This is a genomic window from Spirosoma montaniterrae (assembly GCF_001988955.1).
Classification (GTDB): domain Bacteria; phylum Bacteroidota; class Bacteroidia; order Cytophagales; family Spirosomataceae; genus Spirosoma; species Spirosoma montaniterrae.
The window spans coordinates 5739502-5758395 of sequence record NZ_CP014263.1 but is presented as its reverse complement, the minus strand read 5'-3'; the positions used below and the strand labels follow the sequence as shown (position 1 = coordinate 5758395).

General features: G+C 53.3%; 14 protein-coding genes. 6 read left to right on the top strand and 8 right to left on the bottom strand.

What is annotated here, in order from left to right; genetic code table 11:
* The first annotated feature begins 17 nt into the window (after positions 1 to 17).
* A complete protein-coding gene (locus AWR27_RS24860; protein ID WP_157579304.1) occupies positions 18 to 3140 on the top strand; it encodes a SusC/RagA family TonB-linked outer membrane protein in 3123 nt (1040 codons plus the stop codon).
* Positions 3141 to 3255: 115 nt separating this feature from the next.
* Complete coding sequence (locus tag AWR27_RS24855; RefSeq protein ID WP_077133675.1) at positions 3256 to 4569, top strand: RagB/SusD family nutrient uptake outer membrane protein; 1314 nt, start codon at positions 3256 to 3258, stop codon at positions 4567 to 4569.
* Between the two features lie 117 nt (positions 4570 to 4686).
* Here the strand turns inward: AWR27_RS24855 and AWR27_RS24850 are convergent, their stop codons facing one another.
* Positions 4687 to 5820: a Gfo/Idh/MocA family protein gene (locus tag AWR27_RS24850; RefSeq protein ID WP_077133674.1), complete on the bottom strand. Its 1134-nt coding sequence runs from the start codon at positions 5818 to 5820 to the stop codon at positions 4687 to 4689.
* Positions 5821 to 5890: 70 nt separating this feature from the next.
* Between AWR27_RS24850 and AWR27_RS24845 the strand changes: the two genes are divergently transcribed.
* The gene (locus AWR27_RS24845; RefSeq protein ID WP_077133673.1) at positions 5891 to 6331 is read left to right on the top strand and encodes a hypothetical protein; all 441 of its coding nucleotides are present in this window, start codon (positions 5891 to 5893) and stop codon (positions 6329 to 6331) included.
* Positions 6332 to 6389: 58 nt separating this feature from the next.
* Positions 6390 to 6815, top strand: coding sequence for an META domain-containing protein (locus tag AWR27_RS24840; RefSeq protein WP_077133672.1), 426 nt, complete (start codon positions 6390 to 6392; stop codon positions 6813 to 6815).
* A gap of 49 nt (positions 6816 to 6864) precedes the next feature.
* Here AWR27_RS24840 and AWR27_RS24835 read toward each other — a convergent pair whose 3' ends face one another.
* From AWR27_RS24835 to AWR27_RS24820, 4 genes are all read right to left on the bottom strand, one after another.
* Entirely contained in the window at positions 6865 to 7950 is a 1086-nt protein-coding gene (locus AWR27_RS24835) for an acyloxyacyl hydrolase (protein ID WP_077133671.1), read from the bottom strand.
* Between the two features lie 79 nt (positions 7951 to 8029).
* Entirely contained in the window at positions 8030 to 9004 is a 975-nt protein-coding gene (locus AWR27_RS24830; RefSeq protein WP_077133670.1) for a DUF2268 domain-containing putative Zn-dependent protease, read from the bottom strand.
* 37 nt (positions 9005 to 9041) lie between these two features.
* A complete protein-coding gene (locus tag AWR27_RS24825; protein WP_077133669.1) occupies positions 9042 to 10073 on the bottom strand; it encodes a galactitol-1-phosphate 5-dehydrogenase in 1032 nt (343 codons plus the stop codon).
* Positions 10070 to 11656 carry an McrB family protein gene (locus tag AWR27_RS24820; protein ID WP_077133668.1) on the bottom strand — a complete coding sequence of 529 codons (1587 nt, stop codon included), beginning with the start codon at positions 11654 to 11656 and terminating at the stop codon, positions 10070 to 10072. Before AWR27_RS24820 ends, AWR27_RS24825 begins: the two co-directional genes overlap by 4 nt.
* Before the next feature lie 122 nt (positions 11657 to 11778).
* Between AWR27_RS24820 and AWR27_RS24815 the strand changes: the two genes are divergently transcribed.
* Positions 11779 to 12189 carry a VldE C-terminal domain-containing protein gene (locus AWR27_RS24815; protein WP_157579303.1) on the top strand — a complete coding sequence of 137 codons (411 nt, stop codon included), beginning with the start codon at positions 11779 to 11781 and terminating at the stop codon, positions 12187 to 12189.
* 69 nt (positions 12190 to 12258) lie between these two features.
* On the opposite strand, the gene AWR27_RS24810 is transcribed toward AWR27_RS24815, so the two are convergent.
* Positions 12259 to 12765, bottom strand: coding sequence for a putative polyvalent protein kinase domain-containing protein (locus tag AWR27_RS24810; protein ID WP_257788531.1), 507 nt, complete (start codon positions 12763 to 12765; stop codon positions 12259 to 12261).
* A gap of 205 nt (positions 12766 to 12970) precedes the next feature.
* Positions 12971 to 15442 (bottom strand): bifunctional aspartate kinase/homoserine dehydrogenase I, encoded by a 2472-nt coding sequence (thrA, locus tag AWR27_RS24805; RefSeq protein WP_077133665.1) that lies wholly within the window; start codon positions 15440 to 15442, stop codon positions 12971 to 12973.
* A gap of 761 nt (positions 15443 to 16203) precedes the next feature.
* On the opposite strand from thrA, the gene AWR27_RS24800 reads away from it, so the two are divergent.
* The gene (locus AWR27_RS24800) at positions 16204 to 17490 is read left to right on the top strand and encodes a neutral/alkaline non-lysosomal ceramidase N-terminal domain-containing protein (protein ID WP_335695402.1); all 1287 of its coding nucleotides are present in this window, start codon (positions 16204 to 16206) and stop codon (positions 17488 to 17490) included.
* Here the strand turns inward: AWR27_RS24800 and AWR27_RS24795 are convergent.
* Positions 17482 to 18825 (bottom strand): PD40 domain-containing protein, encoded by a 1344-nt coding sequence (locus AWR27_RS24795; protein WP_083732963.1) that lies wholly within the window; start codon positions 18823 to 18825, stop codon positions 17482 to 17484. The two genes, AWR27_RS24800 and AWR27_RS24795, sit on opposite strands and share 9 nt — an antisense overlap.
* Positions 18826 to 18894: the final 69 nt, after the last annotated feature.

The following is an 18894-nucleotide window of genomic DNA, read 5'->3' as shown; positions in this document are numbered from 1 at the left end:
GCATTCGCTATACGTGTATGCTCTGGCTCACACTACTGCTTTGTGGCAACGTGCTGGCACAAGGCAGCCGCTACACCATCAAAGGCCGCGTCACCGATAAAGACGGGCAGTCCATTCCGGGCGTAACCGTGTTGCTGCGCGGTACACAACAGGGTACTACGTCTATTGCCGATGGGTCGTATACGCTCGGCATCACGGCCAGCCCTGGCTCGTACTCGCTTACGTTTACATCTATCGGTTTTGCCGGTCTGGATCAGGTCGTTACGCTTGGCAATCAGGACGAACTGACCGTAAACGCAACACTGGCTGAAGAAAATCAGACGCTCGATGAGGTGATTGTGGCCGCGCAAACCATTTCGGGGCCGCGCCGTCAGTTTGGTAACGCCATCACCACCATCAAAGGGCAGGAACTGACCCAAACTGGTACGGGCGGGCTAATTAACTCATTGCAGGGCAAAGTACCGGGCGCACAGATTACGCAGAACTCCGGCGACCCGGCGGGCGGTATTACGGTTCGGCTGCGGGGGGTTAAGTCGTTGTCGGGTTCGTCGGACCCGCTGTACATCATCGACGGAGTGATTGTGAGCAACGCCAGCGACAACGTGTCGCAGCAGGCGGCTGGCAATCAGATTGGCGGAGCCAACGCCGGACAAAACCGATTGTCTGACCTCAACCCGAACGATATTGCCAGCATCAACGTGGTGAACGGCGCGGCAGCGGCAGCGCAGTACGGCTCACGGGCGGCCAACGGCGTAGTGCTGATCACAACCAAACGCGGGCAGACGGGCGCACCCCGCATATCGTTCATGACCAGTTTCAACGTCAATGAACTGCGGAAAAACGTGCCGCTGGGTACGCTGAACAAACAATTTGGCTTTGCTGGTTTACGATTACACCCCATCGGAGGCATTTCACCAGCACAAATTGCAGCCAACCCCGGCGTAACGACTATCGGCATTGTGCGCGATGGGGCCACAACCAATCTCGCAACCAATCTTGTTGACGTTACGCGTTACAACTATTTCGACCAGATTTTCCGCACGGGCTACGGCACCGACAACGCGCTGGCGGTATCGGGCGGACGCGACAATACCAATTATTACGTATCGTTCGGCTACCTGAAAAATCAGGGCATCATCAAAGGCACAGACTTTACGCGCTACAACTTCCGCGCCCGGCTCGATCAGCGGCTGGCAAGCTGGGCCAAGATGTCGGCAGGGTTGAGCTACTCCAACAGCTTCACCAACGAAAAAGCGAATGGCAACGTGTTCTACAGCCCGATTAACTCGGTCAACATCACCAACAACATCTGGGACATCACAAAACGCGATGCTGCCGGGAACCTGCAAGCCGTTGAACCTACGCGCGTAAACCCGCTCTCAACCATTGAGGACATGACGTTTACGCAGTCAGTAAACCGCACCATCAGCGATTTACAACTGAACCTGACACCGCTGAAAGGGTTGAGCGTAGACTGGATTCTGGGCGTAGATACCTACGGGCAGTTTGGCCGCAACTACATCCGGCCCTACCCCTATCAGGCCACTGCCGGTCTGCCCGCCGAACGCTATCCGCTTGGCTACGCAGCAACGGCCAACAATAACGTATTGTTGCTAAACTCCGACATCACGGTAGGCTACGAGCGTTATCTGACCAACGATTTCAAGCTAAACCTGATTGCAGGCTACAACTATCAGTTCAGCCGGTCTGACTTCAGCCGGGCCGAAGGGCAAAACCTCGCGCCGTTCATCGAAACCGTTAACGGCGCGTCGAGCACTACCTTCGGCGTCGGTTACGGTCTCGACCGCTTTAACCTGAGCGGCTATTTCGGGCAGGCGACGATTGCTTATAAAAACTTAGCTTTTCTGACCGGTGCGCTCCGGCGCGATGCGTCGTCAAAGTTCTCGCCCTCGGAAACCAACCAGATTTACCCCAAAGTGAGCGGTTCGCTGGTGGTATCGGATTTGGGTTTTTGGAAAACATCAACCGTTGGCGGTGTCTGGAACGACCTGAAAATCCGTGCCAGTTACGGCGAATCGGGCAACCTGTCGGGTATCGGTTCGTATAGCCGGTTCTGGCAGTTTCAGCCGATTGCCTTCCTGGGCCGTAACACCATCATTCCATCGTCGACACTGGCGAACCCTGCCGTGCGACCTGAGCGCATGGCCGAACTGGAGGGCGGTGTTGATATGTCGTTCCTGAACAACCGGGTGAACCTGAGCTTCACGGCTTATAATCAGCAGATTAAAGACCTCGTCGTGAACCGGACGTTAGCCCCCTCAACGGGTGGTACAGGCATCATCAATAACGTAGGGACAATGGAGAACCGGGGTATCGAAATGATGCTCGACGTGACGCCGATTAAGAAGAAAGATTTCTCGTGGGACGTAACGTTTATTTTTAACCGCAACCGCAACAAAATCCTGAGCCTCGGCAGCCCGCGCATCGAAATCTCGACCGTATCGGGTGCGCCAGTATTTTTGATTGAAGGCCAGCCCGCCAGCGTATTCTTCGAGTTTCCTTATGCCCGCAATCCCGACGGTTCGCTGCTACTGACGGCCCAGGGTTTGCCGCAACGCGAGCGGGGTACGCAGGGAGCCGGTGCTGACCTTTCGTACACGCCGGGTCGCAATGATCAGGGTCAGCCTACGGGCGCGTTTATTCGCAGCATTATCGGCGACCCAAACCCAAAATGGACTGGCTCGTTTGCGTCGAACCTGACCTACAAGAAGTTAGGCTTCCGGTTCATGCTCGACGCGGTGCAGGGCAGTCAGGTATTCAACGCCGACAAACGCACCCGCGAAAATGTAGGTATTGGCACACTGACCGAACAGGAAATGCGCGGTACGCTGCAACGCGGTTATATCTTCGCTATCGGGCCGATTGGCGAGTTTCGGGTCGATGATGGTTCGTTCGTGAAGCTGCGTGAGGTGGCTCTGAGCTACCAACTGCCGCGTATCAAAGGCATCAGCAGCCTGAACGTGGCCCTGATTGGCCGCAACCTGATTTCGTGGGACAACTACAACGGATTCGACCCTGAAACCAACTCAGGCGGTAACGCCGATCTGGTTCGCGGTGTCGATTTCGGCAACGTCCCCATTCCCCGCACCTATCAACTCCAACTGTCGGCGACTTTTTAAAAGACACCCCACCCCCGTCCCCTCCCCAGAAGGGAGGGGTGAGGAGCGCGAAGCTTTTCAGGTTTCACCCCTCCCTTCTGGGGAGGGGACGGGGGCGGGGTAACGCACATAAATCATGAAAAAACTCCTTATAATCACTTCCCTGCTGGCACTGACGTTGACGCAGAATGCCTGCAATCAGGAATATCTGAACCCGAGCGCGGCCAGCGAAGTACAGGTCGTGAACTCGCCCGATGGGCTGGTAACGCTCGTAAACGGGCTGCAATACCGCTACACATTTGGCCGGACGGGCGTGATCTACAACGCCGTTACAGCCGGTGGTTTAGCCACTCGCGAACTGCGCGTGCTGAATGCGGGCAACACCGACGAACTGTTTCTGGAACAGGGCTTTGCGAGTGTACAGGGTAGCAACGCCGTGGTGCGTAACCTCTGGACAAGTGCTCAACTGACCCGTGCAACGTCAGATATTGTGCTGACCAATGCCGAGCGCGTGATTGCCGACCCCGGTTTGCGATCGGGCGTGATTGCCTACGCGTCGATTTTTAAGGCACTGTCGCTTGGTACGCTGGCGCAGTTTTTCCAGCAGGCTCCTATCACCACCGGCACCAATGCGCCGTTTGTATCGCGCGAGCAGTTGCTGCGGTCGGCCATTCAGCAGTTGGAAACAGCGGCTACGCTCGTTGGCACTACGCCCCCTTCTGCCGCTTTTACGGCCCGCGTTCCGGTCGGTATCGACATTCCGAACACAATTCAGGCGCTGATTGCCCGCTACGCGCTGTTTGTGGGTGACTTCGATAAGGCCATTGCCGCTGCCGGTCGGGTGACGCTGACCGTGCGGTCGTCGTTCGCCTTTGACGACAACACACAGAACCCCGTGTTCTTCACGGCTTTCGGGAACACGAACGTGTTTGCACCCACGAACACCAACTTCGGCCTGACGGGTGCGCTGGCACCTGACCCCACCGACCGTCGGATTGCGTTCTACACCCGCGCCAATCCAACCGCTACGCAGAACCTCGGTACGGGCTTTTATACGGCCAACAACGCGCCGGTGCCAGTGTACCTGCCCGGCGAAATACTGCTGATTCGGGCTGAAGCCTTCGCCCGTAAGAACGATCTGACGAATGCCGTAACCGAACTGAACCGGGTGCTAACCAAAACTCCGGCGCAGGATGCCTGGGGCGTGGGCGCGGGCTTACCAGCCTATGCCGGTCCGCAAACGGCCAACGACATTCTGTTGCAGATTTACGAAAACCGGCAAATCGAACTGGCCTACCAGGGTTTCCGGCTCGAAGACAGCCGCCGGTTCAGCCGCCCCGGTCCCGACACAACGCCCCAGGCCAACGCCGAACGAACACGCAATTTCCTGCCGTATCCGTTTACCGAGCGTGATAACAATACCAGTACGCCCGTGGACCCGGCTAATTAATGCACCTCACCGGAACGCCGGCCCGGCCCCGGCCCCTCTCCTAAAACAGGAGAGGGGTGCAGTACATAGCCATATGTCAGCATATGGCTAACTATCGGTCATTCGCCCAGAACTCTTCTACTCCCTCCCCTCTCCCGTTCTGGGCGGTCCGCCGTTGCGGGAGGGGCCGGGGGTGAGGGAAACAACCCCGCCCGTTCGGTTGGATTCGTAAATAGCCTGAAACAGCGCAACCACGTTGCGACCGTCTTCGCCCGTCACCATTGGCGGGCGATTTTCGTTAATGGCATCGCGGAAATCGGCAATCTGCAAACCGAAATAATACACCGTCGCATCGATGGTGTTAAAGAAAGCCTTGTCTTCAGCGATGAACTCGGCTAATTTGTGTTCTTCGCCGGGGATGGTCCAGAGATCGTTGACGGGCGGTTCGGTAACACTCGACCGACCCGCAATAAACAACGCCCCGCCGTCGGGCTGCACGCCTATCGACGCGCCCGACGTACCATGAATATGCACTTTGCCGTATAGCCCCGGTTTCTGGCTATTACTGACGATGATATTGCCTAAACCGCCGTTCTTAAACCGGACAATTGCCAGTGCGGTATCATCGACTTCGATATACGGGTGGTTGAGATTATCCCAAACACCAAACACACTCTCGACCTCGCCCATGTACCAGAGCAGCAGATCTAACTGGTGGGGTGACTGATTGACCAACACGCCCCCGCCCTCGTCTTTCCACGTACCGCGCCACGCGTCGCTTTTGTAGTACGCTTCGTCGCGCCAGCCGTACATCTGCACCACACCAAGAGCCGGTTTACCAATTTTTCCGGCGTCTATGGCTTCACGAATACGCATACTCGGTGCATAAAACCGGCGTTGGCTAATCGTGCCAATGTGTAAACCGTTGCGCCGGGCAGCTTCGAGCATAGCATCACAATCGTCGAGCGACGACGCCAGCGGTTTCTCAACCAGCACGTGCGACCCGGCATCAAGGGCCGCTACGGTTGGTTCGCGGTGGGCGGGGTGGGTTGTTGTGACTAAGCAAAGGTCGATGCCTTCCTGCGTAACCATCTCGGTTACGTTGTCGTAAGCCCGGATGTTGTATTGGTTGGCGAAGTCTTGCGCTTTAGTAAGGGTGCGGCCATACACGGCCACCAACTGTGTACCGGGCGTTTGCAGTACGCCTTTTGCGTGAAGGTGGGCCACCTTACTGGGGCCAATGATGGCAATGCGGAGCGGGTTATTGGGCATATTTTTTTTAGAAACGTCTTCCAACGAAATGACGGGCGGGTGGGTCTTCTACTCAACAAAAACCGTTTCTATGCACGTTATCAAACAAACTACCCTGCTACTAATTGCCCTGATAGGGCTAATTAGTGCGTGTAGGCAAAACGATACGGTCGGTTCGACTAATCTGTTGAATAAACGCTGGCGACTGATCGAATCCCGGTTGGCCGATGGATCGCTTGTGCCGTTAGGGCAGTCGATCAATACGGTGGTATTTGACCGGTCGGGCGAGTATATTAATGAGCTAAACGGTCGGCGGTTTACGTGTTGCCTTCCCAATCACTTCGAGCAGGTGGGTAATCTGCTGTTGCTTTCCTATAAGCCGGGCGGCTATCAATCGCCGGAGTGTGCTTATATTGATTGCGTTGGTTTTCCACCCGAGCGGTTGATTCAACACATTGACGTGCTTTCAGCCAAAACGCTGATCCTGTCCGTAAGAGGCTCATCGACTCGAAGCGTTTATCAGGCTGATTGACGGAACGTTCAGTCAATGATAACTCAACTTAATTTTTCAACAGACATAGGCCCAATTCGTGAAGAAGTTTATCGGATTATCAATTGTAGCGTTGTTACTCATTACTTGCTGGCATCAGGATTCGGTCGGCCCAACCCCACTGTTATACCAACGGTGGCGTTGGATTGAATCGCGCCCGATGGGTCAGCCTGTATTTCGGCCCGATCCGACGCGGCCTACTATCGTTACGTTCAAATCATCGGGTGAGTATATGTTAGAGTTTAACGGTAAACAGTGGACCTGTTGCCAGCCTAACCGTTTTGTCGTGCGCGGCAATCAGCTTACGTTTTCAGACGTTGCGGGTGGCTACGAATCACCGGAGTGTGCTCTTATCTTATGCGCTCCTTACGAACCCGAGCAACAGATTGATTCGCTCACGACCGAGCGGCTGGCATTGTCGGTAAAAGGTAAGGCCGGGCAAATAGTTTATAAAGCAGTGCGGTAGCACGACGTTGCTCAAATCGGCAGTGCTGCACGGGAAAAGCCGACAATCATCAGAACCCAATCCCCGCCCGCACGTCGAAACCTTCGGCTACGTTCAGCCGGGCTTTCAGGCCGACGCCAACGCGTATACGCGGGCCGAGATTGTACAGCAACTGATACCGCTGAAACACCGGCCCATCGGGAATAATGGCGGGCTGATGCAGGTTATAGCCAACGTGTGTTGCGAAGGTGTACCGGCCCAGCCAGAGTTCGTAGCCGCCCAGCAGGGCCAGTTGCCAGGCATCGGGTCGCAGGCCGTCGCGCCGGGCCTGTTCGCGCACGAAACCGTCGTGAACTACCTCCAGCCCGCCTGTCAATGCATTGAACCGATTAAGCCGATAGCCTGCCGTGGCGGTTATACCCCAAAGCCACGTAGCTCGCTCGGCGAAAACATCGGTTCTTGGTAGTGTTCGGATCGACGCAAATGGCATTAGGCGCATCGTAAAACGACTTGCCAGCTCGGGTTTAGTCCATTGGCGCGGGTTGGGGAAAGGCACGGCGTTCAGGCTGTAGGTCAGGCCAACGCCCAGCGTCGGAAAATTCATGCCCCGGTTAGGCTGGCGCGTACCGCCGTTGGAGATGTGGTTATAACTGGCCGTAACGGTGCCTTGCAGGTGCTCGCTCAACCGCACGTGCGTGCTGGCCGACAAAGCCATTAACCCATTCAGCGGAGCACCGAAGAACGTGTTGCGCGGATTGCTTTCAGCATCAAAGGTGCGCGATACGTAGGCCAGCCCGGCGGTGGCCCGCACCGAAAAAAAGATGGGTTTTCCGTAGTTGATAAGCGGCTCAAAAAAAGCCCCCGCCCCCACCGTCCGGCCCAGTTCGGCGGGGTTGTTAAACGCGTAATAGTTGACATACGCGCCCACGCGGGCAAAACAATTGCAGCGTTCGTAGGCCGCCCGGCGCAGGTTGGTCCGGCTGTAGCTCAATTCAAAACCCGCCGGTCTGGACTGCGAAATGGCTCGTAAATCGGCAGCGTGGGGAATGATAAAGCCAGTATGCGCCTGTAGGCTCAGTTGCTTCTGAACCGAATCAGTTTGCGCCCAGACACAGCCGGTTATATAGCTCAGAATCAGTGAAAGGCAGGTTTTCATGCGTTACGGACTCGTTTCCGTAACAGGACTCAAAAGGAGGTCGGTTTGTTCACTTAGCCGCATTAAATCTGATACAAGTTCAGCGATCTGCTTTCTTTTTGGTTTCGTAGCCCGACTGTCGTAGGAAGTTACGGGCGTTTTCGTCGGTCAGGTTTAAGCCAATCATATAATTGAGAGCCTGTTTTTTGTCGTGGGCTTTGTCGTAGTAGCTTTTACAAATTTGATAGCCGACAGCATAACCGAGGTCACGCACCTTTGTACCGTTGATTGCCTTTTCGTTATAAAGCCACCCATCATTCCAGTTATAATTCTTGTACATCTCCTTCTGGAATGCATCCCAAACGCTTTTTTCATGCTTCAGACTGTAAGCAATGTAGCCATCGGGCGATAGTTCGGCCAGCCGTTGGCCTAATACCAACTCGCTTACAAACTCGGCCATGCCTTCGCCAATGCATTGCTCCAGCAGTTGCTTATGCATTCTTCCATACTCTTCAGCCAGTTTTTCACTGCCCATCAGCTCATTAATGTGTCGCTGTACCCACTGTTGCGTATGCACAAACTCATGCAACACTAAGGGTATGGCCCAGTTTGGCCGTTCGCTGGCGGCTACTTCGGTGCCGATATATACCGTTCGGCCGCGGATGGTGCCGCCTGAGTTGCCGATACCCACGCAGAAATACACGTCGCCCTCCCGAAAGTCAGGATAGATTTTTTTGAATTGAATGAGCTTGCGAAACAACTCCGCTTCCTGATTCAGCACCGAGAGGATATACGGACGCTTTTTGATTAACGCTTCTTTATTTTCGGCGATGTAGACCCGCCATTTGGGGGCCGTACCACCCCGCAGTTCCATGAACGTCCGAAGGCCCTGACTGGCTTTATCAACGTAAAGCTGTTGAATAATTGCCGTTTGTTTAGCCGTATCGGTAGTGGTCATTACGCTATCGAACGCCTGATAGAAACGGGACAAGTCTTCGGTATGCAAACGCACCTGAGCGCGGATTTCGAGGGTGAGGAGGAGTGAAAAAGCGAGAATACTGGTGCGGAAAGTCATTATAAACAAGATTGGAACGTAATACACTACAACTGCTTCAGGGTTTCAATACAACTTTAATCAGCCCCTTCTCTTTATCATACAACCGCTTAAACCAGTCGGCTCCTTCTTCGAGCGGCACTTCGGCACTTAAAATGGCTTCGACATTCATACGACCCGACGAAATCAGCGACAGCGCGGCTTCGTATTCGCCGTTGATGGCGCAGGAGCCTTGTAGCCGCAACTGCCGCGTCACCACCGCCTGCAAAGGCATCTCGACCGACGGGGCCAGGTTGCCGACCAATGTCACCGTTGCGCCTTTTCGGACGCAGTCGATGGCAGTTTTCACGGTTGGTCCCGCCCCCACAACTTCAAACGACACGTCGGCCCCGCGCCCGTTCGTCAGAGTCTGTACCTGCGCCGGCACGTTTGTATCGCGGGCATTAATGGTGTGCGTAGCTCCCAGCGATTTCGCCAGAGCCAGCCGGTCATCGTCTAAGTCAATGGCAATAATGGGGTTGCAACCAGCCAGTTTAAGTGCCTGAATCACGAACAGTCCAATCATGCCTGCACCGACCACCACCGCCGAGTCGTTGATCTGTAGGGGCGTCAGGCTGAGCGCGTGCAGAGCTACGGCCACCGGCTCCACCAGCGCGGCCTGGGTGAATGATACGTTATCGGGAATGGCATAGAGAATATGCTGTGGCACAGTCACATACTCAGCAAAGGCACCCTGCCGTTTGAAATCGGGCGTCGACACGCCCACCACTTCGCGGCCATCGCTGAGGTTATACATGCCGCGTCGGCTATACCAGTCATCGAGCGCGTAAACGGTCGAGTCAAACGTTACGCGCTCGCCAACGGCCCAGCCGCGCACGTTGCTGCCAACGTCGGCGATGATGCCACTGGCTTCGTGGCCCATCACAACGGGCGGAATACGGCGACCGCTGCTGCCGTCCATGCCGTGAACGTCGGAGCCACAGATACCCACAGCCTGCACGCGTACCAGCACATCGTTGGGGCCGGGCGTTGGTTTGGCTACGTTCTGTAGTTCAAAATGATTGTATTCCGTAAGAACGAGAGCTTTCATTTCGAGTAGATTTTCACAAACGCATCGGTTGGCACCCGATCAAAATCACCCGCTGTCAGGTGCGGATTCACTTCGTAGGTAACAACCTCATCGAGCGAATCGGGTAGTTCACCGAATAGCTTGGTGGCGGCTGCGTTCGTGTATTTTTTCCTGACCCAGATTAGCCGCAGTTCAGGGTCTTTACCCCAAAGCGGATTATCGCCCAGGACTAACTGAATTTTCGGCCAGTCGTTCAGAAAATACTCCTGCAAGAGTGGAATAATCCGGTCGCGAAACGCATAGCACAGTTCAGCATGGTTCGTTACTAATGTCAGGTAAGCATGACCAATCTGATGGTCGCGGTCGAGCAGGTATTCGATGCGTTCGTTGATAGTCCGCAGCAACTGCGCCAGATCAACGCCCTCAATAACCGGCAGCACCGACGGGTCGGGCAGCATCTCACGGAACGCAAACCGCCGACGCAACGCAATGTCTAACAGCGCAATCGACCGGTCGGTGGTGTTCATAGTGGCAACGACGTAAAGATTGACCGGAATGCTAAACCGTTCCTGCGAATACGGCAACGTTACCCACAGTTCATTGGCTGCGCCCAGCCGCTTATCGGGTTCGAGCAGCGTAATCAGTTCGCCGAACACGTTCGAGACATTAGCCCGGTTTACTTCGTCGATGAGCAGGTAGTGGGCCGGGGCTTTCTGCAATTTTCGGGCGCGGCTGTCGGGGTTATCGTTCAGGCAATCGGCCAGCGTACCGTAGCCCGCCTGCTGAATTGCCGACAGGCAGGCTTTGTAGAAAATACCTTTGCGAATCTTGTAATTCATCTGACCACCAACTACTTCGGGCCTGATGCCCTCCACAAACTCTTCATAACTGTACGACGGATGGAACGTAATCAGGCTGCTATTTGGCTCGCGCAGGTAGGGTTGCAGGGCGTAGGTTTTGCCCGTACCCGGTGGCCCGAACAGAATCAGATTATGCGGCTGATCGGGTCGTTTCGGCTGCGTTTCGTAGTTGGCGTCGGGTTCTTCAACAGCGTGGCCGTTGAGCGAGCGTTCGCCCAGCGTAGGGTCGTCGGCCAGCCGGAGCAGGTCAGTCAGAAAAGCTTCATTTTCAGCAGCTTCGTAAATATCGGGGTTGTGCCGGGCCACGTGCGGGCCGCGCTTGGCAGTTTCGGTCAGTTCGGGCAAACAGTCTTCCCAGCACTTACGGATGGTTAAATTTTGCAGTAAATGAGCGTCAGAATGCCCAATAACGACAGATACGTAATCAGAGCGGTCTGTAAGGGGAATAAAACCAAGTTCCTGGATACCGCTCAGTTGTTCCTGACAACTTCGTTTGATAGTCAGCCAATATTCAACTTCGCCACGGCTGGGTTTTACGATGCGAAGTGCCAGAAAAAAATTAACATTGGCCGATATTGACCTGGCATCTTTGCGAAGTGTAAATGCCAGCCGCGCATCGCCGTTGGGCAGGTTTACGATGTCGATGAGTTCCTTCAACAGCCCGAAAAATCGCCGAATGGCTTCGGCATGACCAATGTCGCGGATGCGGTCAACGAGGGCTTGCTGATGGGTGTCGGTAAGCATAGTAACGAGTTAGTCAGGCTAAATTACAAAATTTTGCCCAGTAACCGGTCATCCTCTTTACGACGGTGTTTGTGTACGAAACCGGCCTAACGACTAATCGAATAGCCTTATTCTTTACGATCATGGAACAGCCAGCACCCAAAGAGCTAAAACGGATATTCACGAAAGTCTTCGAGGACACCACCTATTGCCAGCGCATGGAGATTTTCAATCCCGGCCACGGCCCGCACGACGACGGTAGTGCGATTGACATTTTTTTGAATGCCAACGACCCTGACGAGCGAAAATTAGCGGATGCTATCGTCAGGGTATTAGTGAGCGAAAAGCCACGAATTAAGTGGGGAGCCATTATCTGGAATCGCCAAACCTGGGACAATCGGGGCGGACCGGTTCCGTATGAGCAACAGCAGACCATGCCGCATACCGACCATATTCATATCGAGTGGGGTCCGAAAGGCCGAATGACACGCGATTTTCCAGGTCTTGAAGAAAAGTTAGCAACCGTTTTGGCGAATCATCAGGCCGGTGAGTAGCGTATTTCCAAGCCAAATAACTCCTGATATTCACCACGTTGGTAAGTTGGACAGCACTAAGAAAATACGCTAATTCAAATAAATAACCGGGTCAAACACAAGCAGTTCTCCATCGTCCCGCACCAGTACATTTCGCTGATGCAGGTCGCTAACGATAATACCAAAGTTCAGGTTAATGTATTCGTTGTTCTTGAGTGGCGTAAAATCAAATAGAGCCATATAGGCGGCTACCTCGTCGGGCGAAGCTCCGCGCACGCCCCGGAGAGCTTTCTGTGAAACAACAGCCTGTAACGTGTCGTCTACATCCATAAGGCCCAGAAATTTGTATGCAGTCTCAGGAAAAAGCCAGTTATGCAGCAATAAATTATGAAAGTAGCTTAGCCAGGTGCCGTAATAGTTTAAGTTGTTGCGTTTGTAGTAAATACCAAGCTGAACATACACCTGATGCTCTGCTCCACCTTCCCCGCCCTGTGCGTGCCAGGCGTCGGTGAAAGGTTCAGATGGCAACATAATATCCATTGATAGAACCCAACGCCTAAGCAGTTTCTCCTCTCCTTTTTTAAGAGCTTCCTCCAGAGCTACTTTTTCGGGGTTGGTCCTTGAGCCGCTTTGCTTGTTCGATGCACTCCTGCAATGACATTAAGGGCTGCTCGGAGATTTTCCTGACCATTCGCCTGCTCCGCTGCTGGTGGTACTCGTTGAGGTAGATAGCGTTCTCGTCCATCGTCTGTGTTGTTAGTAGTTTCTTCGTTAACAGTCATACTCTTTAGCGAGTTCTGCGCTACGCCAAATAACTCCCGATGCTCACCACGTCGGCGAAGACGCCCGATGCCGTTACTTCGGCACCCGCGCCGGGGCCTTTTACTACTAACGGACGCTCTTTGTACCGCTCGGTCGTAAACGACACGATATTGTCGGCCCCGGTCAGTTGGTAGAACGGATGCTCCGGCCCTACCGACCGCAGTTCGATCACGGCTTTGTCGTTCTCAAACGAGGCTACAAACCGTAGTTTTTCGCCGTTGGCTTCGGCTTCTGAAAGCAGGTTTTCAAAGTAAGCGTTATTGCGTTCGAGTTCGGCAAAAAAGGCCGGAATCGTGGGCGCGTCTAAGCACGACTGCGGCAGCAGGTTGTTGATCGTAACGTCTTCGGGTTCGAGCGGGAAGCCAGCTTCGCGGGCCAGAATCAGGATTTTCCGGGCCACGTCCTGCCCGCTCAGGTCGTCGCGGGGGTCGGGTTCGGTATAGCCTTTTTCTTTTGCTTCGCGCACTACCTCGGCAAATGACAACCGATGCGTCGGACCGCCAGTGCCGAACGTATTGAATATGAACGACAACGTACCCGACAGAATGGCTTCGATTTTCAGAAACTGATCGCCCGCCGTCATTAGCCCCTGCACGGTGTTGATGATGGGCAAACCCGCCCCAACATTGGTTTCGTACAGAAACTTAACCCCCCGATTCAGGGCTGTGCGCTGCAACCGCCGATACTCCGAATACGGCCCGGAATTTGCCACTTTGTTCGGCGTTACGACCGAAATGTTAGCGTCTAACAGGGCTTCGTAATGCTGCACAATGTCTTTATCCGACGTGCAGTCGATAAATACCGAATTGGGCAGGTTATAATCTTTTATTTTCTCGATAAAGGCAGGCAGCGAGGTTGTCACACCATCGGTTAGTTGATGTTCGTGCCAGTCGTGGAGGTTTAGCCCTTTTGGGTCGAGCAGCATTTTGCGGGTATTTGCCACGCCGACCACGCAGATTTTCAGCAACTTTTCGCGACGGAGGTAATCCGTCTGGGCGTGAATCTGTTTCAGCAACGCCTTACCAATCAGCCCCGTACCCACCATAAACAGGTTAAGCATTCGGGCCTCCGACTGGAAGAAAATGTTGTGTAACGCGTTGAGAGCCTTAGAGAGGTTGTTTTTATTGATAACCACCGAAATGTTGATCTCCGACGACCCCTGCGCCACGGCCACGATATTAACGCCGTTTTTGCCCAGCACCGAAAACAGCTTCCCGGCAATCCCCGACGATTTTTTCATGCCTTCGCCCACTGTCGCAATCACCGACAGATCGCGCTCGATGCCGATATTATCGATATGTCCGTGAGCAATTTCAGTAGCAAATTCGGCGTCTAAAATTGCCTTCACATTATCGGCTCCACGGGGGTCGATAGCAAAACAGATCGAGTGTTCCGACGATGCCTGTGAAATCAGAATTACGCTGATTTTATGAGCCGCCAGCACGCCAAACAGTTTGGCCGATACGCCCGCCACGCCAATCATACCGGAGCCTTGCACGTTCACCAGCGCGATGTCGTCGATGCTCGAAATGCCCGTAATGGTGTACTGTCGCCGTTCGGCAGTGCGGCTGACTACCGTACCCTCATGCGATGGGTTGAACGTGTTCAGCACCCGAATCGGGATGTTGCGGGCAAAGGCCGGTTGCAGGCTGGGCGGGTATATCACTTTCGCGCCGAAGTGGCTCAGTTCCATTGCTTCGGCATACGTGATGGTCGGGATATTGAACGCATTTGGCACTTTGCGCGGGTCGGCGGTCATCATACCGTCAACGTCGGTCCAGATGTCGATAACCGTAGCGTTCAGGGCCGCACCGATAATGCTGGCCGTATAATCAGAGCCGCCCCGCCCCAGTGTGGTAGTTTCGTTTTTTTCGGTCGAACCAATGAATCCCGTAATGAGCTGTAAGTCAGTGTTTTTGGCGAAGTATTCCTGAATAAGCTGATTTGTCAGCGTGTAGTTAACGTCGGCATGACCAAACTGTGCGTCGGTTTTGATAAGGTTGCGAGCGTCGCAGAACTGCGCCGGAATACCCCGGCTTTTTATGCACTCAGCAATGACCGACGTTGACAGGCGTTCGCCGAAGCTGGTAATCAGGTCATGGGTGCGCTGGGTGAGTTCGCGAATAAGCGAGACCCCCCGCAGCAGGTCTTCGAGTTCGTTGATGATGCCACGAACGCGGGCAAACACCTTACTCTGTTCTTTAACCGGAATCAGGGCTTTGACAACGTTGAAGTGCCGGTCTTCGATACGCCGAACCAGTTCCATATAATCGACCTGACCGGTTGTTGCCATCCGTCCAATCTCGATCAACTGGTTGGTAACACCACCCATCGCCGAAAACACGACGGCTATCTGATCGTCGTTATCACGATGCTTTTCAATAATTTGAATAACCTGTTTGATACTCTCAACCGAGCCTACCGACGTGCCGCCAAACTTTAAAACCCGCATGAAATAGCTAAAATGAGTAGTGTAGAATGAGTACTGTGGCATGAATTGGGGAGTCGCAAAGATAACAAAAGACAGGGCAGTGAGCGCGAGTCTGTTAGTTTGGCCCAAAAAAAGCCCAGCCTATCACGCCGATAGGCTGGGCTCCACTTCGTTTTTCACCAAGAATCTTCCGGCTATGGGAAGAATAATTGCAACAGAAACCTAATGGGTCCCATCGGTTTCTGAGGCTGCGATGACTGATTGGCATACCGCGAAACAACGTTCAACTGGCTGCGCAATAGCATCTGCATGTCGGTGGTGCGGGTTCGTTTGTATTGCATAATCAATGTAGAAAGGCTGTAAATAGCTGAATGAAATCCACAAGTGGCCTTGTGACGGGCATTCGCTATAATTGTCACGCAAGTTATACGACTGTTTTGGAGAACCGGGAATCCATATTATCCATAGGTACGTATGTTTTATCGAACGGTAAAATTGCTACACGGGCGGTAGCCCATTGAGGATCATCGACATAGTGAGCAGGGAGTTTAGTTTGAGGAACCGGGAAACCGGCTTAATACAGAAAGCATCCGTGATTTTCGCGGGTGCTTTTTATTTTCTGTTTCGGGCATTATTTCGTTGCTTGCAGACCTGTATCTTTCTTTAATGCACTTATGTGGTTTGTTCGTTTCCTGCTGCGTCTACTGCTTGGCCTGATTTTGTTCGTTCTTCTTCTTGTATCTATTAGCTTGATTCCAGTTGATGAGACCCCTTATCAACAGATGCCGTACTACGCTCAGACAAAACAGCGGCTGACACAATTGCCCGCGCCACCAGCGGCAAAAACGCCATTACGGGCAGGATGGGCCAAAGCCAACATTACGCCCCCCTATACCACCCCAACCGGCGGCTACGGCGAACGGCGCGGACGACATTGGCGAATCGTCAGCGACTCGATCTGGGCGCGGGCCATTGTCTTCGACAACGGCAGTACGCGGGCCGTGCTAATCGGACTCGATCTGCTCATTACGCCCCCAACGGTGGTAGAACAACTGAAAAAACGGCTTCCCGAACTGGGACTTCGCTGGGAAAACGTCTACAGCGGAACCATTCACTCGCATAACAGTGTGGGCGGCTGGGCACCGGGGGTAGTAGGCCAACTGATTGCCGGTGACTATGACGAGCGCATTGTGACGCGCATCACCGAAGGGATTCTAACGGCTATTCGCAATGCACAAGCCAACATGGCCCCCGCGCAGGTTGGTTACGGCGAAACCGATGCGTCTGACCATATTTACAACCGCATCGGTTTTTCGGGGCCAACCGGACCGCTCGATGGAGCCGTTCGGCTCATTAAACTACAGAAACAAGATGGTACGTCGGCGTTGATTTGCTCGTTTGCGGGCCATGCGACCTTGTTTGAAGGCGATAACGGAGATTATCTCAGCCGCGACTATCCGGGTTCGCTGGTAGACAGGTTAGAGAGAAAAACGGCAACGTTCGCGCTGTTTCTGGGCGGGCCAATGGGCAGTACCGGGCCACAGGCACGCGGCAAAACTGATTTTCAGGAGATCAGAAACTACGCGGGCGATCTGGCTCTGCGCATCGAACGCATTGCACCCACCATTCAGCCCCGCCCCGATAGTACACTGGCAATACTCACCCTACCACTCAGCCTGCGCGAACCGCACCCCCGTGTACTGGGCGATTGCCGGATTCGACCCTGGTTTTTTCACAACCTCTATGGCGATTACCCGTCCGACCTGAAAGCGCTACGCATCGGCTCAACCGTACTGCTCGGCACCCCCTGCGACTTTTCGGGCGAACTGGCAGTGGAGTTGCAACCCGCAGCCCGGCAGCGCGGCTTGAATCTAATGATTACGAGCTTCAACGGCGGCTACATCGGCTATGTCACACCCGACCGTTATTATAACCGCATCACCTACGAAACCCGCGACATGAACTGGTTCGGCCCCTACAATGGCGATTATTTCAAGGAAATGATGACGGGGCTACTGGCGAAGATTGAAGCGTATCAACCTAAATCTGTTCAGGCCGTTTCAAATTGACACCACATAGTAGCGATTCTGGGCCGTGTAGCCCGAATACACTGCAATAAGTAACTGACTGCCGTTAATCCAATGTGGTTGAAATATACTTGATAATTGAAAACCTTCAGGAAAACGTAGATGCCGAAGTTGATTAGTGGCTATGTCTCTTAACCAAAGGGAGTAATTGTTACTCGACGGGCCGGTTCTGGAACTAAGAAAAGCAATCTGTTTTCCATCGGGGGAGAAGGATGGACTCTCATCGCGCCAATTAGGTAAAGTCATAAAATCTGACAAAATACGTCCGTTAGCGACAGATATCATAGACAAGCCAAACCGCCGGTTTATACTGGTTTGATGGTCGCTGCGCGTAGCAATAATTGCCTTACCATCGGGTGTCCAATCAATACTACCTTGCCAGAGACCACCGGGTTCTTTATATGGCATAACGGCTGTAATGGGTTCAAGTTTTTCAGTACTAATGGTTAATTTCCACAAACGCGTGTATTCGTTATTTTGCTCCAAAAAAGCAATGTGCTGCCCATCGGGCGACCAGGCCATCGAGCCAATCCATAAATTGGCAGGTAATCGAAGGGTGCGGTTTAGTCCCGTCTCCATCTCCCGAATAACGAGTAGCCGGGGCAAGTCATCCGTAGTACGCGGCTGAAAATAAGCCAGTAGCTTTCCATCTTTTGAAAACAGACCGCCATAGCCGCTGGGGTTTATAACCTGCACATTACTCAATTTCCCCTGTGCATAGTCAGCTACCCGTAATGTAGCAATAATGTTGTGAGACGCGTCCTGTACGTAAGTAGCATAAACGACCTGCGGCTTAGCCGGATTGAAATTAAGCGACCACAGTTTATCTTTCTCATTAACAACCACTTCCGTGATAGCTTTAATTTCGGGTGAAAAGCTATTCATAATAGCCTTAACCTGACCAACTTTACCTTTTTTGCTTACAGCCACAACCCGAACAATTGAGGGCTGACTAACTAAATCTTTGGGTAGTGCTATACTATGGGCTTTCTGTTGTTCCTGCTCGCTGTTGCCTGATTTAATAGTTGTGTACAGGCGATAAGGCCCTGACTCTGCGCTGGAAATCTGTATTTCGTAGCGATCAGTCAAGGCATAAGTAGGTTGCAGACAAGGCGCACAACAGCACACGATTGACCCCTGTGGCGATATGTCTATTAGTAACTGGTCTCTGACTGTTTGTGAATTAACTGTAATTGGCCGTAACCCTTCCTCAATTGCAAGTTCAGGTTGCAGGAGTGTTGGGTCAATACCTGTTCGATTGCAGCCGACCATAAACACTAATACCAGGCTCAATAAAATTAATACAGTTCGCGTCATGTCAATTAGTTAGAATACACTTGCCAAGACCCTCAATAACGTAAAAGGTTGTAATGATTTAAATGAAAC